The organism is Flavobacterium crassostreae (genome assembly GCF_001831475.1).
In the GTDB taxonomy this organism is placed as follows: Bacteria; Bacteroidota; Bacteroidia; order Flavobacteriales; family Flavobacteriaceae; genus Flavobacterium; species Flavobacterium crassostreae.
Window position 1 is genome coordinate 1,515,661 of record NZ_CP017688.1, and the last position, 20,208, is coordinate 1,535,868.

Annotated in this window: 16 protein-coding genes and 4 tRNA genes; 13 read left to right on the forward strand and 7 right to left on the reverse strand. The window is 36.5% G+C overall.

The features are described 5' to 3' along the window. Nucleotides 1–283 precede the first annotated feature (283 nt). The 5 genes from LB076_RS06770 to LB076_RS06790 all read left to right on the forward strand — a co-directional run bounded on the left by LB076_RS06770 (nt 284) and on the right by LB076_RS06790 (nt 5,387). Complete coding sequence (locus tag LB076_RS06770; RefSeq protein ID WP_066334592.1) at nt 284–982, forward strand: toxin-antitoxin system YwqK family antitoxin; 699 nt, start codon at nt 284–286, stop codon at nt 980–982. A gap of 82 nt (nt 983–1,064) precedes the next feature. Then, the gene (mnmA, locus tag LB076_RS06775) at nt 1,065–2,252 is read left to right on the forward strand and encodes a tRNA 2-thiouridine(34) synthase MnmA (RefSeq protein ID WP_066334593.1); all 1,188 of its coding nucleotides are present in this window, start codon (nt 1,065–1,067) and stop codon (nt 2,250–2,252) included. A gap of 118 nt (nt 2,253–2,370) precedes the next feature. Beyond that, nucleotides 2,371–4,005, forward strand: a complete 1,635-nt coding sequence (locus tag LB076_RS06780; protein ID WP_066334596.1) for a S8 family serine peptidase — start codon at nt 2,371–2,373, stop codon at nt 4,003–4,005. A gap of 68 nt (nt 4,006–4,073) precedes the next feature. Further along, nucleotides 4,074–4,964: an NAD(P)H-dependent flavin oxidoreductase gene (locus LB076_RS06785; protein ID WP_425598069.1), complete on the forward strand. Its 891-nt coding sequence runs from the start codon at nt 4,074–4,076 to the stop codon at nt 4,962–4,964. A 9-nt stretch (nt 4,965–4,973) separates the two neighbouring features. Then, complete coding sequence (locus LB076_RS06790; RefSeq protein WP_066334602.1) at nt 4,974–5,387, forward strand: hypothetical protein; 414 nt, start codon at nt 4,974–4,976, stop codon at nt 5,385–5,387. A gap of 112 nt (nt 5,388–5,499) precedes the next feature. On the opposite strand, the gene LB076_RS06795 is transcribed toward LB076_RS06790, so the two are convergent. Further along, nucleotides 5,500–5,919 carry a nucleoside-diphosphate kinase gene (locus tag LB076_RS06795; protein WP_066334605.1) on the reverse strand — a complete coding sequence of 140 codons (420 nt, stop codon included), beginning with the start codon at nt 5,917–5,919 and terminating at the stop codon, nt 5,500–5,502. Between the two features lie 88 nt (nt 5,920–6,007). Further along, a complete protein-coding gene (gene bshC / locus LB076_RS06800) occupies nt 6,008–7,597 on the reverse strand; it encodes a bacillithiol biosynthesis cysteine-adding enzyme BshC (RefSeq protein ID WP_066334607.1) in 1,590 nt (529 codons plus the stop codon). A 232-nt stretch (nt 7,598–7,829) separates the two neighbouring features. On the opposite strand from bshC, the gene LB076_RS06805 reads away from it, so the two are divergent. Then, on the forward strand, nt 7,830–10,022 hold the full coding sequence (locus tag LB076_RS06805; RefSeq protein WP_066334609.1) for a B12-binding domain-containing radical SAM protein: 2,193 nt from the start codon (nt 7,830–7,832) through the stop codon (nt 10,020–10,022). A 5-nt stretch (nt 10,023–10,027) separates the two neighbouring features. On the opposite strand, the gene LB076_RS06810 is transcribed toward LB076_RS06805, so the two are convergent. From LB076_RS06810 to LB076_RS06830, 5 genes are all read right to left on the reverse strand, one after another. Next, complete coding sequence (locus LB076_RS06810; protein ID WP_066334611.1) at nt 10,028–10,939, reverse strand: N-acetylmuramoyl-L-alanine amidase; 912 nt, start codon at nt 10,937–10,939, stop codon at nt 10,028–10,030. 22 nt (nt 10,940–10,961) lie between these two features. Next, complete coding sequence (locus tag LB076_RS06815; RefSeq protein WP_066334613.1) at nt 10,962–11,423, reverse strand: hypothetical protein; 462 nt, start codon at nt 11,421–11,423, stop codon at nt 10,962–10,964. A gap of 36 nt (nt 11,424–11,459) precedes the next feature. After that, on the reverse strand, nt 11,460–12,779 hold the full coding sequence (gene rimO, locus LB076_RS06820) for a 30S ribosomal protein S12 methylthiotransferase RimO (RefSeq protein WP_066334617.1): 1,320 nt from the start codon (nt 12,777–12,779) through the stop codon (nt 11,460–11,462). Nucleotides 12,780–12,986: 207 nt separating this feature from the next. Further along, nucleotides 12,987–14,474, reverse strand: coding sequence for an OmpP1/FadL family transporter (locus tag LB076_RS06825; protein WP_066334630.1), 1,488 nt, complete (start codon nt 14,472–14,474; stop codon nt 12,987–12,989). Nucleotides 14,475–14,504: 30 nt separating this feature from the next. Then, nucleotides 14,505–15,557 (reverse strand): hypothetical protein, encoded by a 1,053-nt coding sequence (locus LB076_RS06830; protein ID WP_066334631.1) that lies wholly within the window; start codon nt 15,555–15,557, stop codon nt 14,505–14,507. Nucleotides 15,558–15,658: 101 nt separating this feature from the next. On the opposite strand from LB076_RS06830, the gene proS reads away from it, so the two are divergent. From proS to typA, 7 genes are all read left to right on the forward strand, one after another. Next, nucleotides 15,659–17,137: a proline--tRNA ligase gene (proS, locus tag LB076_RS06835; RefSeq protein ID WP_066334634.1), complete on the forward strand. Its 1,479-nt coding sequence runs from the start codon at nt 15,659–15,661 to the stop codon at nt 17,135–17,137. A 76-nt stretch (nt 17,138–17,213) separates the two neighbouring features. Beyond that, a tRNA-Glu gene (locus LB076_RS06840) sits at nt 17,214–17,285 on the forward strand. 49 nt (nt 17,286–17,334) lie between these two features. Continuing rightward, a tRNA-Glu gene (locus tag LB076_RS06845) sits at nt 17,335–17,406 on the forward strand. Nucleotides 17,407–17,448: 42 nt separating this feature from the next. Next, nucleotides 17,449–17,520, forward strand: a tRNA-Glu gene (locus LB076_RS06850). A 39-nt stretch (nt 17,521–17,559) separates the two neighbouring features. Next, on the forward strand, nt 17,560–17,811 hold the full coding sequence (gene rpsT / locus LB076_RS06855) for a 30S ribosomal protein S20 (protein ID WP_066334643.1): 252 nt from the start codon (nt 17,560–17,562) through the stop codon (nt 17,809–17,811). 97 nt (nt 17,812–17,908) lie between these two features. Then, nucleotides 17,909–17,982: transfer RNA gene (locus LB076_RS06860), tRNA-Arg, on the forward strand. Between the two features lie 255 nt (nt 17,983–18,237). Continuing rightward, nucleotides 18,238–20,034 (forward strand): translational GTPase TypA, encoded by a 1,797-nt coding sequence (gene typA / locus LB076_RS06865; protein WP_066334646.1) that lies wholly within the window; start codon nt 18,238–18,240, stop codon nt 20,032–20,034. Nucleotides 20,035–20,208 lie beyond the last annotated feature (174 nt).

Sequence of the window (20,208 nt, forward strand, 5' to 3'; positions counted from 1 at the left end):
TTAATTTTACTCGGCTGTTCAATAACTTGTTCTGTCTTAGTGCCAGCAACAATAGTTACTAACTAATTTTTCTTGCCCTTGGCTTTTTATTGGTAATGATAAAATAAAGTTCCCTTAAGATAGAACGATTATATTAAAGTATAATTAGTGTTTTAAAAACCAGGAATCGATAAACTCTAAAAAAGTTTGTTTGTCTTTTATTAAAAATAAGGCTGGATTGCCAAATATTTTTAATTTAAAAGAATTATTTTTGTGTTTTACAGTCATCAAAAATTATAGATTTATGAAATATTATACCTTTTTAGTAGTTAGCTTTTTTATTTGTTTCAGTCCGATAGTATTTGCTCAAACTAATTTTAATAAAGTAGATGCTAATGGAAATAAACATGGCATTTGGAAAGGGGTTTATCAAGAGTCAAAAAGACCTAGGTATGAAGGTAATTTTACTCACGGAAAGGAAGTTGGGATGTTTAAATTTTTTGATGATACCAAAGCCAACACAGTAATTGCTACCCGAAATTTTGACGATAAGGGAAATGCTGCTTATACCATTTTTTATGATCAAGCCAATAATAAAGTAAGTGAAGGAAAAGTAGTCCATAAGTTGTTTGAAGGAGAATGGAAATACTACCACCAAGCTTCAAAAACAGTTATGACTCTGGAAAATTATAAAAATGGAAAGTTAGAAGGCTTGCGTTCTGTTTATTATTCAGATGGGAAAATTGCAGAAGAAACCAATTATAATAATAATTTGAAAAACGGTATTAGTAAAATATATTCTCAAAAAGGGATTGTGCTTGAAGAGGTTTATTATTCTAATAACCAGTATAATGGCCTTGCGATCTTTAGGGATGCACAAGGGAATATTGCTTCTACAGGGAAATTTATAAACAATAAGAAGGAAGGTATTTGGTCTTTTTTTGAAAATGGAAAAAAAGTTAAGGAAATCAATATGAGTTTTCCGCAGACTAAATCTAATTAGACTGCTAATTAATTGTAAATCTAGTGTACAACTACCATAAAACATTGTAGCTTTGTAGTGTGTATTTAAAATAAAAAATAAGATGAAACGTGTTGTAGTAGGGCTTTCTGGTGGTGTTGATTCAAGTGTTGCGGCCTATTTGTTGCAGGAACAAGGCTATGAAGTGATTGGCCTTTTTATGAAAAATTGGCATGATGATTCGGTTACTATATCCAATGAATGTCCTTGGCTCGAAGATAGTAACGATGCGCTATTGGTAGCTGAAAAATTAGGTATTCCTTTCCAAACAGTAGATTTAAGTGAAGAATACAAAGAAAAAATTGTGGACTATATGTTCAACGAATATGAAAAAGGAAGAACCCCAAATCCAGATGTGCTTTGCAATCGAGAGATAAAATTTGATGTGTTTATGAAAATTGCTCTGAGTCTTGGTGCGGATTATGTGGCAACGGGGCATTACTGCAAAAAAGCCCAAACGAGTATTGAAGGAAAAACAGTTTATCAATTACAAGCTGGGGCGGATGGCAACAAGGATCAGTCGTACTTTTTGTGCCAATTATCCCAAGAACAATTGTCAAAAGCATTATTTCCTATAGGAGAGTTAACCAAGCCAGAGGTTCGTGAAATAGCTACACAAATGGAATTAGTAACTGCCGAAAAGAAAGATTCGCAAGGACTCTGTTTTATAGGTAAAGTGCGTTTGCCAGAATTTTTGCAGCAAAAATTGCAGCCAAAAGAGGGAGTAATAGTTCAAATAGATAAAGATAATCCAATTTATAAAACGAAAAACGAACCGGTATTAAATTCAAGAGAAGAATTAATTTTAGCGGCTACTAAAATAACCTACACTCCAGAAATGGGTAACGTAGTAGGGAAGCACCAAGGAGCACATTATTTTACTATTGGACAACGCAAGGGACTCAATGTAGGTGGCACAAAAGAACCATTATTTATTATTGGAACAGACGTAGCTACTAATGTTATTTATACAGGATTGGGTAGTCAGCATCCTGGTTTGTTCCGAAAAGCACTTTTTATTGCCAATCCAGAAGTGCATTGGGTTCGATCAGATATGAAATTAGAACATGGTCAAAAACTCGAAGTAATGGTACGTATTAGATATAGACAGCCGCTGCAAAAGGCAATGTTGTATCAGTTTGAAACAGGTATGTATATTTCTTTTCAAGAACCGCAGTCTGCGATAACCGAAGGACAGTTTGCTGCTTGGTATCATGGGGATGAGTTATTAGGATCTGGTGTGATCTCTTAAATTACAAAAAAGAATAAGATAGTGACGTATTGAAAAACCAGATTGTAAATTATTTTTTTTGCAATCTGGTTTTTTAGGGATTTAATTTGTAGCTTAGTAAGCTAATTAAAAACCAACCATGAAGAATTTTATTTTACTATTATTACTCACAACAACCACTATTACTTTTGCGCAACAAGATGCTTGGGTGTATTTTAAGCCTAAAACTAATTCAGAATTTTATTATAATTCCCCATTAGAAATGCTAACTCAAAGAGCTATTGATAGAAGAACAAATCAAAATATTCCATTAGATCTAAAAGACATTCCAATAGATAAAACCTATATTAGTCAGATTAAATCTACCAATGGAATTAGCGTTATGGCAAAATCAAAATGGTTAAACGCCATTCATGTCAGAGGTACTCAAAATGCAATTAACAGTCTTAAATCAAAATCTTTTGTAGAGAAAGTAGATTTTGCTAACAAAAACCTCAATGCTGCCAATGGAACGATGCCTCCCGTTCTAACAAATGCTAGTAGAACTAAAAAACTAGCAAAAAAAACAAATACTGCAGTAGATTATAATTATGGTAATTCTGCCAATCAAATTGAGATGCTTAAAGGGCATCTTTTGCATAAGCAAAATTATACCGGTTCCGGAAAAATAATAGCCGTTTTGGACGCAGGATTTCCAGGTGTAAACACCATAGCGCCTTTTAAGCGGTTGCTAGGTGAAGGCAAAATATTAGGAGGATATAATTTTGTGGACAGAAACGATAATTTTTATACAGGTGATTCTCACGGAACGTCGGTTTTATCCACCATGGCGGGTTATGAGGCAAATAAATTAGTAGGTACTGCTCCAGATGCCTCTTATTACCTTTTTATTACAGAAAATGTTAATGCAGAAAACCCGGTTGAAGAATCTCTTTGGGTAGAAGCAGCAGAAAGAGCCGATAGCTTGGGTGTGGATGTAATCAATAGTTCTTTAGGGTATTTTGACTATGATGATACCAATTATAGTTATACCTACCAGCAAATGGACGGAAAAACAGCATTTGTTTCTAGAGGGGCAGAAATTGCCTGCAGTAGAGGGATGGTAGTGGTAATTTCGGCTGGAAATTCTGGAGATACCGTAAATCCACACATTGCTGTACCTGCAGATGCACCTTCGGCATTAACTATAGGAGCTGTAAACAGTTCTAAAATGTATGCCTCTTTTAGTTCTATAGGGCCTTCTTTTGATAATAGAGTAAAGCCTGAAGTTATGGCTCAAGGAGCTGCTACGGTATTGTCTAATCAATATGGCAGTATTACGACCTCTAATGGAACCTCCTTTTCAGGACCTATAATTGCAGGAATGGTAGCTAGTTTATGGCAAGCATTACCTAATAAGACTAGCAAAGAAATAAAGCAAATAATCCTGGAATCTTCGGATAGATTTATCAATCCTAATGCTCAGTATGGGTACGGAATACCAGATTTTAATTTGGCTATAACCAAAAATTTAGCCACTACAGATTTCAATGCTAAAGAAGCTAATTTTTATATTTACCCTAATCCAACTACTGATTTTGTTCAAGTTACCATTACAGATGGCTTTACTAAAGGGATGCTTTATTTTTATAATGAGTTAGGTCAAAAGGTTTTAGAGAAAGAATTGGCAAGTTCTTCTAATTTTATCTCCTTACAATCATTACGTACAGGGATTTATTTCTATAATTTTAAAACCGATACCTATACTACGAGCGGTAAAATAATTAAACAATAAATAACCTTCTTTTGACCGATAAGATAACCAAACTATTCCATATTAAATACCCCATTATTCAAGGAGGAATGATTTGGGTCAGCGGCTATAAGTTAGCCAGCGCAGTGAGTAACTCTGGTGGCTTAGGACTTATTGGAGCAGGATCAATGTATCCAGAGGTTTTGCGAGAACATATTCGGAAATGTAAAAAAGCAACTACAAAACCTTTTGGAGTAAATGTTCCTATGCTATACCCTGATTTGGCAGAAATAATGAAAATTATTGTTGACGAAGGTGTCTCTATAGTCTTTACCTCTGCCGGAAATCCCAAAACATGGACTGCTTATTTGCAACAGCATAACATAACCGTAGTACACGTGGTGAGTAGTGCTTTTTTTGCATTAAAAGCCCAAGATGCCGGGGTAGATGCAGTTGTTGCCGAAGGATTTGAAGCTGGAGGCCATAACGGAAGAGAGGAAACAACCACCCTAACGTTATTGCCTATAGTTAAAGAAAAAATCTCCATCCCAGTTATTGCTGCAGGAGGTATTGCTACAGGACGCAGTATGTTGGCAGCAATGGCATTAGGAGCAGATGGAGTACAGGTAGGAAGCAGATTTGCGGCTTGTTTAGAATCTTCTGCTCATGATAATTTTAAGCAAAAAATTATTGAAGCAACAGAAGGAGCTACACAAGTAACTTTAAAAGAACTTGCGCCAGTACGTTTGCTTAAAAATAAATTTTATGAAGACATCCAAGAACTATATGCAAACAACGGATCCAAACAAGAGTTGCAGACTCTTTTGGGTAGAGCTAGAGCAAAACTTGGTATGTTTGAAGGAAATATAACAGAAGGCGAGTTAGAAATAGGACAAGTTGCAGCATTAATACATCGGATAGAACCAGCAGCAACAATTATAGAAGAAATGGTGGCCGAATTTAAAAAAGTACAGCAAGAAGTAGCCGCGTTTGATTTTTAAATAAAAAAAATGAAAAAAAGATATTTATATATAGTTGGTATTCTATTAACGATGGCCATACAGCCGTCTTTTGCACAAAAATATAAATTTAAAACCTCTGGGTTTAGTGTTTTACAAAAAGACCAGAGAGGTAAATGGGGCAATTGGTCTGAGTTAGATTTAGTGGCTATTTCAATCCATTTGGATACCGACAAAAATAGATTTGTAGTTTATTTGCCTCTAATACAAGTGTATGACATCGTAGCCTACCAGCCTAGTTCTGAAAACGATACCGATTTAGTCTACTCTTTCAGTTGCAAGGATGCTAGTAGTGCCCTTTGCACCTTGTCTATAATTACCCGAAAAAAACAAGACAACAGAAAACAATTGTACATCACCTCTGAAGATAAAATTATTGTCTATAACATAGTCAATGCAATGTGATTTCAAGATAACACATCCCAAAAAAAAGGGATTCTTCAATTAGAAGAATCCCTTTTTTTATTGTAGTAAAACGCGTTAAGGTACTTTATAAAAAAAACACGTTATAGAAATATTAGAATTGCTCTCTTCCTGCAAAGTGGAATGCACCTTCAATAGCTGCGTTTTCATCACTGTCCGAACCATGAACTGCATTTTCTCCAATAGAAGTAGCATATGCTTTACGGATAGTTCCTTCGGCAGCCTCTGCTGGATTAGTAGCACCAATTAAAGTTCTGAAATCATCTACTGCGTTATCTTTTTCTAAAATAGCAGCAACAATTGGTCCTCTTGACATAAATGCAACTAATTCTCCGTAGAAAGGTCTTGCAGCATGTACTGCATAAAATGCCTCTGCATCTGCAACGGTAAGTTGTGTTAATTTTAAAGAAACAATTTTGAATCCTGCATTAGTAATCATTGCAAGAATGTTTCCGATGTGTCCGTTAGCAACTGCATCCGGCTTAATCATGGTAAATGTTCTATTAGTAGCCATTTTTTTTATTTTTATATTTTGTGCAAAAATAGTTTTTTTTGTTTAATAAAGAGATACTTTTTTACAATATAGTGATGCAATAGCGTTGTTACAAGGAGATAATTTCAAATTTTTGATCTAAAGGGCGCAGTTGTGCCAGTAATTTTGGAATCAAATCCGTGCCACTTTGCAAATAAAATTCCGAAAAATTAACCTGTCTTTCTTGCAAGCTCTTATTGGGGAAGAGTTCATTTTGAAGGTTGGTTGCACGTGTAATAATTTCTTTGCACTTTCTTTTTTGCGCTTTGAGCAACCGTTTTTCTAGATTTTCTAATCCTTTTATTTGTTTTATTTCTTGGGCTTTCACTGCTCCCACAAAAGATTTGTCGGTACGTTCTGCCAATTCATAAAGGGTTTTGAATTGCAGTTGCAACTGTTGCTTTTGGAGGGTTAAATCTATCGGAAATGCTGTGTTTTGTACGGTAACCTGATGAATAAGTGTTTCTTGTTTTGCAAATAGCTGGTGCCAATTAAGTGCAAGTTTATCTATTTTATGGGTTTGTTTCTCGGAGGTTAATAAAACGGAATTACGTACCACTAGTATCGGAAAAGAAATGTTTGCAGCATCAAAAAAAGATTTTAATTCTAACCAATAAGCAATTTCGCCGCCGCCGCCAATATAGGCTAAATTAGGCAAAATAACCTCTTGGTACAATGGACGCATAATTACATTAGGGCTAAATTTTTCGGGATTACTTTCTAAAAGTTGGGTTATTTCTGTACGGCTAAAATGGATTTTGGTATTGTTTATTTTATAAAGGCCTTTTTCGTAAATAATGCGTTCTCTTAAATCCTTTTCTATATAAAATAAATTAATATCTCTAGGAGTTACCTGAATGGGGTATTGGCTTAACTTTTGGGTAGTTTCTAGAACTGTTTTGTATGCGCTCTGGTGGTATAGTTCCTCTTTTATATAAGGTATAAAACGTTTTTTGAGCACTGGATTATCTGCATCGATGATTACTAATCCGGAGTTTCCAAAAAGAGTGTTGGCTAAATATCGGGTTGCATCTGCTAGATTGGTATGTTGTAGGTAAGCTTCTTGAAAGGTTTTTTTTAGTACCGAAGCATGGGTGCTGTTGCCAAGTTCTTGCTCAAAAAGTTCCAATACAGCATCCAAGCCTTCTGTGGACAAACGCCCCACGGGACCAGAACTTTCTTTGTTCCATCGAAATTTTTTTCCTTTAAAATTAAAATAATTAATTTCTTCAAAATCATGATCCTCAGTTGCCATCCAATATACCGGAACAAAATTATAGGCGGGGTATTTGGCCTTTAGATCTTTGGTTAGATTGATGGTTGTAATTATTTTGTACAAAAAGTAAAGCGGTCCGCTAAACAAATTAAGTTGGTGTCCTGTAGTGATGGTAAAGGTATTGGATACCTTAAGGGCTTCCATGTTTTGTTGGGTTAGGTCCGAAACAGGAACTCCTTTGTATTGTTTTTGCAAAACCAAAGCCAACTCTCCTCTAGAGGTATGGTCAAAATTGGTTGCTTTTTCATGAATTTGCGCCTCAAAGTTTTCTAGTTTTGCAAAACGATGGTAAAAGGGTTTTAAAGAGGGTTTTTCGTCTAAATAGTCTTTTATTAAAGAGGAAAAATAGCCAGAATTTTGATAGCTGATACAGTCCGTAGGCATAAGTGTAAATTTCTAAATTTAGTGCTAAAGTAATAAAAAATAAAGTTAGCCTTTTTAGCTTTAGCAAAGCTTTAGGAAAGGCTATAAACCAGATTTTTTTTTATTTACAAAAAAGTACGAATTGAATGTTTCTTTGGTGGTAGTTAATCTGGAGAGACAATTGCAAAAGGAGGTCTATAAATAAAGAATAATTTCATAAATATGACCTATTTTTGCACCAAAAACCTCCCTTTTGAAAACAAAGCTATTTCTCATCACACCGCCTTTTACCCAATTAAACACACCGTATCCCGCAACGGCATACATTAAGGGTTTTTTGAACACCCTAAATATAGATTCTGTTCAGGCAGATTTAGGAATTGAAGTGATCCTGCAATTGTTCTCTAAAGAAGGATTAACACATTTGTTTGCATACTCTAAATCAGAAACCAAAGCAATTTCAGACAATAGCAAGCGTATCGTTGCATTAGCAGCAGAATACATAAAAACAATTGACGGCGTTATTGCTTTTTTGCAAGGCAAAAACCCAACCTTGGCGCTACAGATTTGTCAAGACGATTATTTGCCTGAGGCCTCTCGATTTACGCAGCTAGAAGAACTAGATTGGGCTTTTGGATCCATGGGAACGCAAGACAAAGCCAAGCATTTGGCCACCTTGTATTTGGAGGATATTTCTGATTTTATTGTAGATTGTGTCGATAGTAATTTTGGATTTAGTAGGTATGCAGAGCGTTTGGGGCGTAGCGCAAGTTCTTTTGATGGCTTGTATGAGGCATTACAGCAACAAAACACCTATATGGACACTATTTTGCTATCTATTCTGAAAGAAAAAATAGCCACCATCCAGCCCACTATTTTTTTAATATCGGTTCCCTTTCCAGGGAATTTATATAGTGCTTTTAAGGCAGCACAATGGGTCAAACAAAACCATCCCGAAATTAAAATTGCCATGGGTGGCGGTTTTCCTAACACAGAATTACGGTCCTTATCGGATGTTCGGGTTTTTGAGTTCTTTGATTTTATAACCTTAGATGATGGCGAATTGCCAGTAGAGGAATTAATTAAAAACGTTGTGGACCCAGATTATCAAACGTTTAAAAGAACTTTTGTTTTAGAAAACAACAAGGTAGTATATAAAAACAATGCCACTAAACCGGATTATAAGCAATCCCAAGTCGGTACTCCAGATTATACAGACTTACTTTTGGACCAATATATTTCAGTTATCGAAATTGTGAACCCCATGCACAGAATGTGGAGTGATGGCCGCTGGAACAAACTTACCATGGCTCACGGTTGTTATTGGGGCAAATGTACGTTTTGTGATATCTCTTTAGATTACATAAAAATTTACGAACCCGTTACAGCCAATTTGCTTTGTGATCGTATGGAAACAATGATTGCTCAAACCGGACAAAACGGGTTCCATTACGTAGATGAGGCAGCACCACCAGCTTTAATGCGAGCTTTGGCCATAGAAATTCTCAGACGAAAATTAGCCGTAACCTGGTGGACCAACATTCGGTTTGAAAAAAGTTTTACCGCAGATCTCTGCAAACTCCTTAAAGCCTCTGGATGCATTGCAGTTTCGGGAGGGTTAGAAGTAGCTTCGGATAGGTTACTAAAATTAATAGACAAAGGCGTTACAGTAGAACAAGTAGCTAAGGTCAATAGTAATTTTACCCAAGCAGGGATTATGGTTCATGCCTATTTGATGTACGGTTATCCCACACAAACAGTCCAAGAAACGGTGGATAGTCTAGAGATGGTACGGCAATTGTTTGCAGTTGGGGTTTTGCAATCGGGTTTTTGGCATCAATTTGCCATGACAGCCCACAGTCCTGTAGGCATGCATCCAGAAAAATTTGGTGTCGTAAAGCAGACCGAATCCATTGGAACTTTTGCAAACAATGACATTAATTATACCGACAAAACAGGCATTGCTCATGATAAGTTTAGTTTTGGACTCAAGAAATCCTTATTCAATTTCATGCACGGCATTTGTTTGGATTATGAGCTCCAAGAATGGTTTGATTTTAAAATTCCAAAAACAAAAATTGCCTCAGATTTTATTGAAAATGCCTTACAAGAGCAACTTAGTTTAAGTGTAAAACCCAATGCTAAAGTTATTTGGTTAGGAGGCACGCCACATGCAGAAGCTTTCACAAAATCCAAAAAAGGAAAATCTTGGGAAACATGCCAACTGACATTTCAGGATAAAAAAACCTGTTTTACCATTTCATTACATAAAGAGCAAGGGATTTGGTTGCAGATTATTTTAGAAAAAATAAAAGTGACCAATACCAAAGTATATACTTTTCAGGAAATAAAAGCAGATTTCGAAACCAATTTGCCTGATTTTGAACTTTTTTGGTTTTCTAAGCCCATTACAACTTTAAGAGAATTTGGTTTGCTAGTGCTGTAGTATTGCTATAAGGCCTGCTTTTGATACACCGCATAAATCACATTGATGGTATTTTGGTCCAAAGCAGGACTCAACTCTTTTTGCATGTAGTGCAATTTAAAAGCACTAACGGCAGCGCTTAAATTTTTGGTGTTATACCCAATGACACGCAAACCCAATTGAGGATCAAAATTTAAAGGAGCAGCCATCAAAGATTCTTCGTCATACCAAAGTCCAAAACCATTATCGGCCAAGGTTTTCCAAGGAAAAAGCACACTTGGATCTTGTTTACGGCCAGGAGCAATATCTGAGTGGCCTAAAATATTGGTAGCCGGAATGTTGTAATCTTTGGTTAATTTACGCAACAAAGCCATTAGGCTCGTTATTTGCGCCTCCGAAAACGGTTCTGTTCCATTATTATCTAATTCAATACCGATGGAGGAGGAGTTGATATCGGTATTTTTGCCCCAGCTACCACTACCTGCATGCCAAGCTCGTAAATAATCATTAAGCATTTGTACCACATCTCCATTATCATCAATCACATAATGAGCGCTCACTTGTGTTCTTTGCAAAGTAAAAGTTTTAATGGTCTGCTGTATCGAGTCTTGCGCAGTATGGTGTATAATTATAAAGTTGGGTTTGCGTAGATTAAAGTTAACGGTTCCTACCCACTTCATGGTGGTATTGTTTTTCAGGGAAGAATTTTCGGTATTATAAATACTATTTTTAAAGGTGTACAATTGCCTAGAATACAAGCTATCTATAGAGATAGTGCTTTTAGAAACAATAGGCAACGCCTCTGGCTCCTTATTGGAGATAACCTCTTTAAGATCTTTTAATTTAGTATTGTATTCTTTTTCACTAACTTTATAAGGGTTGGGTGAGCAAGATGCCATCAAGGCAAGCAAAGCAACGTAATAATAGTACTTATTCATGGAGTAAAACGCTTTTTAAAAACTACCTGTTTCTTCTTCTTTTTTGGTTAGAAATTTCACTTTCTACTTTCATGTTTTTAAATTTTTCTATTTGGTCTGGATTTAAAAACGCTTTTATTTTTCGGTCCGTGGTCTCGGATAACGCTTCTGCTTCCTTTGCTTTTTGTTCCGCATTACTATTGTTTTTAGACAAAACCCCTTGAGAGTGGATGCTCTCTGTCAAAACATTTGCAATAGCAATCTCTTGCAGCGCATCCAGATTTAGGGTAGATTTCATTCCGTCCATTATTTTAGCAACCGTAACTTCCACCGGAATTTCTTTAGGTTTATTCTGATCCATGTCTTGGTCTAACTTTCCTAATTGGCTTTGTCTGTTATTTCTGTCGTATCCATTTGCACTATATCCGCTATTGCGATACTGCGCCGTAATCGAATTAAAACTTAATAAAAAAAATAAAACAGATGTCAGTAGCGTTGATTTCATAATAAAATGTTTAAAAAGGCACTATTAAAATAAAAATTATTCCGTAACCGGTTCTCCATAAAGATCAAATTCAGTAGCTTCCGTAATTTTAATCCAAGCAAAATCAGCAGTTTTTAAATAATGCTTAGAGGCATCAATTAAAACCTCATTATCAACATCAGGGCTATCAAACTCCGTTCTTCCCACAAAATGGCCACCTTCTTTACGATCAATAATACACTTAAAAACCTGTCCAATTTTTTCTTGATTCAAATCCCACGAAATCTGAGATTGTAATTCCATAATTTCATTAGCACGAGCTTGTTTCACATCGTCCGGAACATCATCTTCAAGTAAATAGGCATGCGTATTTTCTTCGTGCGAGTAAGCAAAACAACCCATTCGATCAAACTTCATTTCTTGTACCCAATCTCTGAGCGTATTAAAATCTTCTTGTGTCTCCCCAGGATACCCAACAATTAAGGTTGTACGAATAGCTATTCCAGGCACTTTTGCACGAAAATCCTTTAGTAACGCAGTAGTTTTTTCTTGCGTAGTTCCTCTGCGCATGGATTTCAATACCGAATCCGAGATATGCTGCAACGGAATATCAATATAGTTACAAATCTTAGGTTCTCGCTGCATTAAGTCCAACACATCCATCGGAAAACCAGTCGGAAAAGCATAATGCAATCGAATCCATTCAATACCCTCCACCTTCACTAATGCTTCCAATAGTTCGGCAAGATTGCGTTTTTTATAAATATCCAGCCCATAATAGGTTAGATCCTGAGCAATCAAAATCAATTCCTTCACACCATCTCTGGCCAAACCCTCGGCTTCTTTAACTAATTTTTCAATAGGCTGCGAAACATGTTTGCCTCGCATTAACGGGATAGCACAAAAACTACACGGTCTATCACAACCTTCGGCAATTTTTAAGTATGCATAATTTTTTGGCGTAGTAGTCAAACGTTCGCCCAACAATTCGTGCTTATAATCCGCACCCAGAGCCTTCAATAATTGCGGTAATTCGGTAGTACCAAAAAACTGATCCACATTCGGGATTTCCTTTTCCAAATCCGGTCTGTAACGTTCCGACAAGCATCCAGTCACAAAAACTTTATCCACTAACCCCTTTTCTTTTTTATCGGCATATTCCAGAATCATATTAACCGATTCTGCTTTTGCATTGTCAATAAAACCGCAAGTATTAATCACAATAATATTTCCTTCCTTGTCAGCAGGAGCCTCATGTTCCACCTCTTTACCATTGGCACGGAGTTGTCCCATTAGGACCTCGCTGTCGTATATATTTTTAGAACACCCAAGAGTGATCACGTTAATTTTGTTCTTTTTTAAAGACTTGGTTCTCATAGATTTGTAAATTGGAGTGCAAAATTACAATTTTTATTTCGGCTAAAGTAATAGATTTCTATTTTTATGAAGCTAATCCTGCTGTCCGCTGTATCTTTTCCTAGCTAAAGAAGCTAGAAAAAGGATGCCGCTTCCATCAGGGCTAAAAAAAACCATCTAGATCCGTATTCCCTAGATGGTTTTTTAATCTACAAAAGCGCAACGCAATTACAATTCAAACAAAAAAGTCAACGAAACCGTATTGGTTACTGCATTAATTTTTGCACCATCCGTAAACCCTTGACTAAAAAAACCTTCTTCCGAAGCCCTTTTGGCGTAAGCATACGATAGATCGACTTTGGTGGCGCCAAAATTGTAACCCAAACCTCCAGAATAGCCATTCAGATCCCCAATGGTAGCTTTGTCTTTGTATGGACTCTGCTCGTATCGGTATCCAGCCCTTAAGCGCAATAATTTAATTTTATATTCGGCACCAACTCGTATCTCCGAAGTATTTGCCAGATCCGTACGCATGCTCTGGTTTAATTTGCCAAAATAGTTGTCATTCTCGGGCTTAAATTGGGTATTGCTATAGTTTTTTATAGCATAATCAATACTCACGAGCCCTTTTTTGTCAAAAACATAAGCCAAACTCCCCGTTAATTTGCTTGGAGTTTTTATTTTATAAGGTGCATACACGTTGGTGATTCTAGGATTTACGACATTCTGTTTACCGGATTCTGTGATGGAAGTTATTTTTTGGGTAAGCTCATCATTCAAGCGGTACCACGTAGCAGACTCATAGGCTAAACCAGCACGCAACGCATTGGTTACTTTGGCAATGGCACCTAATTGGAACGAAAATCCAGCCCCGTACGTGTAAAGATCGTTATCAAAACTTACTTTTTGAATAGGTAAAACTACAGTTGGTAGCTTCTTTTCTTCATGAAAACTAGAGTAGCGTCTGTAATCGGTAAAATGCGAGTTTAAATTCAAACCGATATAGAGTTTGTCTTTGTAGGTTGTAGCAGCATTAAAAGAGAGTTTGCTGTTGTATCCTTCTGTTCTTACGGCGTTTTGTTGGTAATAATTTGCTTTTTGTTGTACCGCAGATTCATAGACAGTATTGTCAACCACTTTATCTTTAGGATTAATAATGTAGGCATTATATCCCAAAAACGCTTGTTGTTCTTTGTTCACCAAATCTCTATATTGGTTGCTTTCTAATACGCCCAAAGGCACGCCATTAGCAAAACTCAAAAAATAGGCGTCAATGGAGTTGTTTGGGTTGGTTCCTTCCGAGTATACTGCGTTTTTAAAATTATTTGCATTCTCATAATTAACTCCAAAAGTAAATTTTTTCCAATCGCTTTTTTTGTCCTGATTATTAAAAACAAAAACACCTCCTGCTTGATTTATATCCAGGTTGTTGTTTTTTTCGGTCTTTTGGCTGCCAAAATAATCCGAATTATTTTGGGTATTGAAGTTGCTTAGTGTAACGGCTACTTGGTTGTTAATAAACACCGCAGAACCTGCCGGGTTTACGTTAAGAGAAGATAAATCTGCGCCAAGTGCGCCAAATGCCCCGCTCATTGCTCTGTAGCGAGCAGTTCCGTTTAAGTTGTCTTGCGAGTACCGTAGTGCATCGCGTATTTCTTGCGATTGTGCAGCGGTAAAAGAAAACCCTGTTAGTAGTACTAAAATATATTTTTTCATTTGATTGGAATAAAAGTGATGCCCTCTGGTTTAGTTTCCGCCTCTTCTGGAGTTTCCGCTAGAGCTCGATCTAGTGCTTGAGCTATTTCCATAATTGGTGGAGCTGGATCTATTGTTATTGTAATTGCTATTGGATCTTGACGGACTGTTGTTGCTAGGAGTGTAGCTTCTGTTGGGTGTAGTTTCTCTACGGTTAGTGTTGGTATTGGTGTTGGATCTTACAGGGGTGCTGTAGGAGTTATTTTGTCCTTGACTTCTTCGGTTGTTGTTATAATCGGTTGGATTGCTAGAGTTCCGTCTATACTCCCCATTGGTTGTAGTGTTGTAATTTCGGTTCGAGTTGCTTCGGTCCGTAGAGTATCGGTTAGCCGAATTTCGATCCGTAGAGTAGTTTCTATTAGAGTCTACTCGGTTGTTGGAGTAGTTTCTGTCCGAATTTCGGTTGCTGTAATTATAGTCCGAAGAACCTCTTCTGCTTGGGTTGTAAGAATAGTTGTTGCGGTTGTAATTGTAAGGGCGGTTGTAGTTGTAATACCCATAATAAGGCGTGTAATAATTGTAATTGTTCCATCCAAAATTGGTATAACCATAGCCATAATAAGGCGTGTTCCATCCAAAGGTACTCCAGCCATAATTATTCCAACCAAAGTTGTTGTATCCATAATAGGGTGCGTTCCATCCAAAACCAGAAGCATAGCCCCAGTTGTAAGGATAGCTGTTAATTTCGATGGTAGTGCTGTTGTATCTGCTGCCCCAATCTGGGTAATTTTGGTTAGCAGCGGCATTGTTGTTGTAATCGGTGTTGTTATAGTCGGAATTGTAATTTTCAACATCCGTAAAAATAGCCACATCTTGGTTCTTGTCTTGCAAGGCGTTAAAGTAGTCTTTGTAGGGCGTGTTGGGGTTGCTGGTTGTGTTTTGATAGGCAGTTTCTGGACGGTCTTGGGTAGTGGTTCCGTAAATGCCATCATTGTCATAGTAAGAACTATTTTGATAGGATCCGCAAGAAACTACTAAAAGGCTTAGCAATCCAATAGCAGCATATCTAATGCTATTTTTGGACGAAAAAATATTAGTTTTCATATCTCTGGGTGTTTTTATTGTTGCACATTACAAAAATAGTTAGTTTTGCTGAACTATTTAGTTAAATAAAATAATGCAAAATTTGTGCCAAACTATTCAATATGAGTAAGAACCTTACAACAAGATCAGAAGATTATTCAAAATGGTATAATGAACTGGTTGTTAAAGCCGATTTAGCCGAAAATTCAGGAGTTAGAGGATGTATGGTTATCAAGCCTTACGGATACGCCATTTGGGAAAAAATGCAAGCAGAATTAGACCGTATGTTTAAAGAAACAGGGCATCAAAATGCGTACTTTCCATTATTTGTACCCAAAAGTATGTTTGAAGCCGAGGAGAAAAATGCAGAAGGCTTTGCGAAAGAATGTGCTATCGTAACGCATTATAGATTAAAAAATGATCCAGATAAGCCAGGTAAATTAATGGTGGATCCCAATGCAAAATTAGAAGAAGAATTAATTGTACGTCCAACCAGTGAAGCCATTATTTGGTCTACCTACAAGGGGTGGGTGCAATCTTACCGAGACTTACCTTTGTTGATTAACCAATGGGCCAATGTAGTGCGTTGGGAAATGCGAACCCGTTTGTTTTTAAGAACTGCAGAATTTTTATGGCAAGAAGGGCATACGGCTCATGCTACCAAAAAAGAAGCCATTGCAGAATCGGAAACAATGATGCATATCTATGCAGAATTTGCCGAGAATTTTATGGCAATACCGGTGGTAAGAGGTGTTAAAACCGAAACAGAACGCTTTGCAGGTGCCGAAGAAACCTATTGTATTGAAGCTTTAATGCAAGATGGAAAAGCATTGCAGGCTGGTACGTCGCACTTTTTAGGACAAAATTTTGCCAAAGCTTTTGATGTAAAATTCGCAAATTCTGAAGGCAAGCAAGAATACGTTTGGGGTACATCATGGGGGGTTTCTACCCGACTTATGGGAGCGTTAGTAATGACGCATTCTGACGATAAAGGATTGGTGTTGCCGCCTAATTTGGCGCCTATACAAGTAGTTATTGTGCCTATTCATAAAACAGAAGAGCAACTCGAGCAAATTACTAACGAAGTAACGGTATTAGTAGCGCAATTAAAAAAGCTGGGTATTGCTGTTAAGTATGACCACAGAACAACCCAAAAGCCAGGCTTTAAATTTGCAGAATGGGAGTTAAAAGGAGTTCCAGTCAGAATTGCTATTGGGCCAAAGGATTTAGAAAACGGTACTTTTGAAATAGCACGAAGAGATACCTTGACCAAAGAATTGGTTTCAAAAGAAGGAATTGCTTCTTATATACAGGATTTGTTAGCGCAAATTCAGAAAGAGCTTTTTGATAAAGCGTTAAATTATAGAGATTCTCATATTACCGAAGTAAATAGTTTTGAAGAATTTCAGACAGTTTTAAATGATAAGGGCGGTTTTGTATCGGCACATTGGGACGGCACAGCTGCAACAGAAGCGCAGATACAAGAGTTGACCAAAGCTACTATCCGATGCATCCCTCTAGATCAAGCCGAAGAGGCGGGAGTCTGTGTGTTTACTGGTAAACCATCCAACAAAAGAGTGCTTTTTGCTAAGGCGTATTAAAAATATTTATTTTTTTTGCCTCAGCTATTGTGTGACTCAAAAATAGTTGTATCTTTGCATCCGCAATACAGAAGCAGGCCCGTTCGTCTATCGGTTAGGACGCATGGTTTTCATCCATGTAAGAGCGGTTCGATTCCGCTACGGGCTACTATCTTATTGTTGTCAAAGTGTCACTTACTTTAAAAAAAAGTGATAATGGCCCGTTCGTCTATCGGTTAGGACGCATGGTTTTCATCCATGTAAGAGCGGTTCGATTCCGCTACGGGCTACAAATAATCGTTAATATAGATTATACTAACTAGGAGGATAATGGTCCGTTCGTCTAGGGGTTAGGACGCCAAGATTTCGTCTTGGTAACAGGGGTTCGATTCCCTTACGGACTACAAATACAAAGAATAGTAAAAAGATAAAATTATAATAAAATGGCAAATCATAAGTCAGCTCTAAAAAGAATCAGAAGTAACGAAAAGAGAAGAGTATTAAACAAATACCAACACAAAACTACTCGTAATGCTATTAAAGCATTAAGAATAGCTACTGACAAAACTGATGCTACATCAAAATTGTCTAATGTTATCTCTATGATTGACAAGTTAGCTAAAAAGAATATTATTCATAATAATAAAGCTTCTAACTTAAAATCAAAGCTAACTAAATTTGTTGCTAAATTGTAATTACAATAAACAATACAAATTAAAAGCCTCTTTTTAAGAGGCTTTTTTTTTCCATAGTATTTGGATCAAAACAGTACTGCATTTTTATTCTAAATTTGGAGGCATAGCTCAGCTGGATAGAGCACCTGCCTTCTAAGCAGGCGGTCGAAGGTTCGAATCCTTCTGCCTTCACAAAAAAAACTCGTAATCAGATGATTACGAGTTTTTTAGGTTTGTAGTTATTGGTTTAGTTTCCTCTTAGGGTATATTTTACTACATTTTGATACAGAAATGAAAAAAACCGAAATAATTATAAGGTTAAAGTTGCTTCTGTTCGTTTAAAGTTGGCTCCAAAAAGGCATTAATGGATTAAGAATAGGGAAACTATTGACGAAATATTTTTTATATCAAAATAAAGTGTACCTTTGCAACCATTAAAAATAACAGATGGAATCAATTAGAAACATTGCAATTATTGCCCACGTCGATCACGGTAAAACAACTTTGGTTGATAAAATTATGTATCACTGTCAATTATTTCGTGACAACGAAAATACAGGAGATCTAATCCTTGATAACAACGACTTAGAGCGCGAAAGAGGTATTACTATTACCTCTAAGAATGTTTCTGTTCAGTATAAAGGAACAAAAATCAACATTATTGATACCCCTGGTCACGCCGATTTTGGTGGAGAAGTAGAGCGTGTATTAAATATGGCTGATGGAGTTTGTTTGCTTGTAGATGCATTTGAAGGGCCTATGCCACAAACGCGTTTTGTATTACAAAAAGCATTAGACCTTGGTTTGAAACCATGCGTTGTTATAAATAAAGTTGATAAAGAAAACTGTACTCCTGAAGAAGTTCATGAAAAAGTTTTTGACCTAATGTTTGAATTAGGCGCTACTGAAGAGCAGTTGGATTTTCCAGCAGTTTATGGTTCTGCTAAGAATAACTGGATGTCTGACCATTGGGAAAACATAACGGATAATGTAGAAGCATTATTGGATATGGTTATTGCTAATGTACCAGCTCCTAAAGTATCAGAAGGTACACCACAAATGTTAATTACCTCTTTGGATTTTTCTGCTTTTACAGGTCGTATCGCTATCGGTCGTTTAGAAAGAGGCGTTTTGAAAGAAGGCATGCCAATCTCATTAGTAAAAAGAGATGGTACTGTTATGAAATCTAGAATTAAAGAATTACACACCTTTGAAGGACTTGGTCGTAAAAAAGTACAAGAAGTAATTGCTGGAGATATTTGTGCAATAGTTGGAGTAGAAGGTTTTGAAATTGGGGATACTATCGCTGATTTTGAAAATCCGGAAGGCTTAGCTTCTATTGCTATTGATGAGCCTACTATGAGTATGTTGTTTACCATTAATGACTCTCCTTTCTTTGGAAAAGAAGGTAAATTTGTGACTTCTCGTCATATTAGAGAGCGTTTGACTAAAGAATTAGAGAAAAACTTAGCAATGAAATTAGGTGAAACTGATTCTGCAGATAAGTTTATGGTTTTTGGTCGTGGTGTACTTCACTTGTCTGTTCTTATTGAAACCATGAGAAGAGAAGGATATGAGTTACAAATTGGACAACCACAGGTTATCATTAAAGAAATTGATGGTAAAAAATGTGAACCAATTGAAGAATTAACCATTGACTTACCAGAAAATCTTTCAGGTAGAGCTGTAGAATTTGTTACTATCCGTAAAGGAGAAATGCTATCTATGGAAGGTAAAGGAGAACGTATGATTATCAAATTCAACATTCCATCTCGAGGAATCATTGGATTGCGTAATCAATTACTTACTGCAACCGCAGGTGAGGCTATTATGTCACACCGTTACATTGGATATGAGCCTTTTAAAGGAGCAATTCCAGGACGTAACAACGGTTCATTAATTTCTATGGAAAACGGAAAAGCAATTCCTTATTCTATTGATAAATTACAGGATCGTGGTAAATTCTTCGTTAATCCTAACGACGAAATCTATGAAGGACAAGTAATTGGAGAAAACTCACGTAGTGATGATATGTGTGTTAACGTAACAAAGGCTAAAAAACAGTCTAACGTACGTTCCTCAGGGAATGATGAGAAAGCGAGAATTATCCCTCCAATTATTTTTTCACTCGAAGAAGCTTTAGAGTACATTCAAAAAGACGAATATGTAGAGGTTACACCAAAATCAATACGTCTTAGAAAAATTTATTTGACAGAGACAGATAGAAAAAGATTTAAAATCTAAATTCGGATATATTTGTTTGTTTATCCAAACAAACTACATTTTAAAACAGCAATAAACATTGGTTTATTGCTGTTTTTTTTATTAAAAAGAGCCGTGGCAATTTGCTGTAAGCTGTTTTATTTTAATAAGGTATTCTCAATTGGTGTTTTAGGGATATAAGGAATACTTTTATTT

Excerpts from the sequence above, each read along its gene's own strand:
- LB076_RS06810 (WP_066334611.1), bottom strand. The coding sequence starts at position 10,939 with ATGAATAAGTACTATTATTACGTTGCTTTGCTTGCCTTGATGGCATCT.
- LB076_RS06790 (WP_066334602.1), top strand. The coding sequence starts at position 4,974 with ATGAAAAAAAGATATTTATATATAGTTGGTATTCTATTAACGATGGCC.
- LB076_RS06780 (WP_066334596.1), top strand. The coding sequence starts at position 2,371 with ATGAAGAATTTTATTTTACTATTATTACTCACAACAACCACTATTACT.
- LB076_RS06815 (WP_066334613.1), bottom strand. The coding sequence starts at position 11,423 with ATGAAATCAACGCTACTGACATCTGTTTTATTTTTTTTATTAAGTTTT.
- rpsT (WP_066334643.1), top strand. The coding sequence starts at position 17,560 with ATGGCAAATCATAAGTCAGCTCTAAAAAGAATCAGAAGTAACGAAAAG.
- LB076_RS06795 (WP_066334605.1), bottom strand. The coding sequence starts at position 5,919 with ATGGCTACTAATAGAACATTTACCATGATTAAGCCGGATGCAGTTGCT.
- LB076_RS06825 (WP_066334630.1), bottom strand. The coding sequence starts at position 14,474 with ATGAAAAAATATATTTTAGTACTACTAACAGGGTTTTCTTTTACCGCT.
- bshC (WP_066334607.1), bottom strand. The coding sequence starts at position 7,597 with ATGCCTACGGACTGTATCAGCTATCAAAATTCTGGCTATTTTTCCTCT.
- rimO (WP_066334617.1), bottom strand. The coding sequence starts at position 12,779 with ATGAGAACCAAGTCTTTAAAAAAGAACAAAATTAACGTGATCACTCTT.
- mnmA (WP_066334593.1), top strand. The coding sequence starts at position 1,065 with ATGAAACGTGTTGTAGTAGGGCTTTCTGGTGGTGTTGATTCAAGTGTT.
- LB076_RS06785 (WP_425598069.1), top strand. The coding sequence starts at position 4,074 with ATGATTTGGGTCAGCGGCTATAAGTTAGCCAGCGCAGTGAGTAACTCT.
- typA (WP_066334646.1), top strand. The coding sequence starts at position 18,238 with ATGGAATCAATTAGAAACATTGCAATTATTGCCCACGTCGATCACGGT.
- proS (WP_066334634.1), top strand. The coding sequence starts at position 15,659 with ATGAGTAAGAACCTTACAACAAGATCAGAAGATTATTCAAAATGGTAT.
- LB076_RS06830 (WP_066334631.1), bottom strand. The coding sequence starts at position 15,557 with ATGAAAACTAATATTTTTTCGTCCAAAAATAGCATTAGATATGCTGCT.
- LB076_RS06770 (WP_066334592.1), top strand. The coding sequence starts at position 284 with ATGAAATATTATACCTTTTTAGTAGTTAGCTTTTTTATTTGTTTCAGT.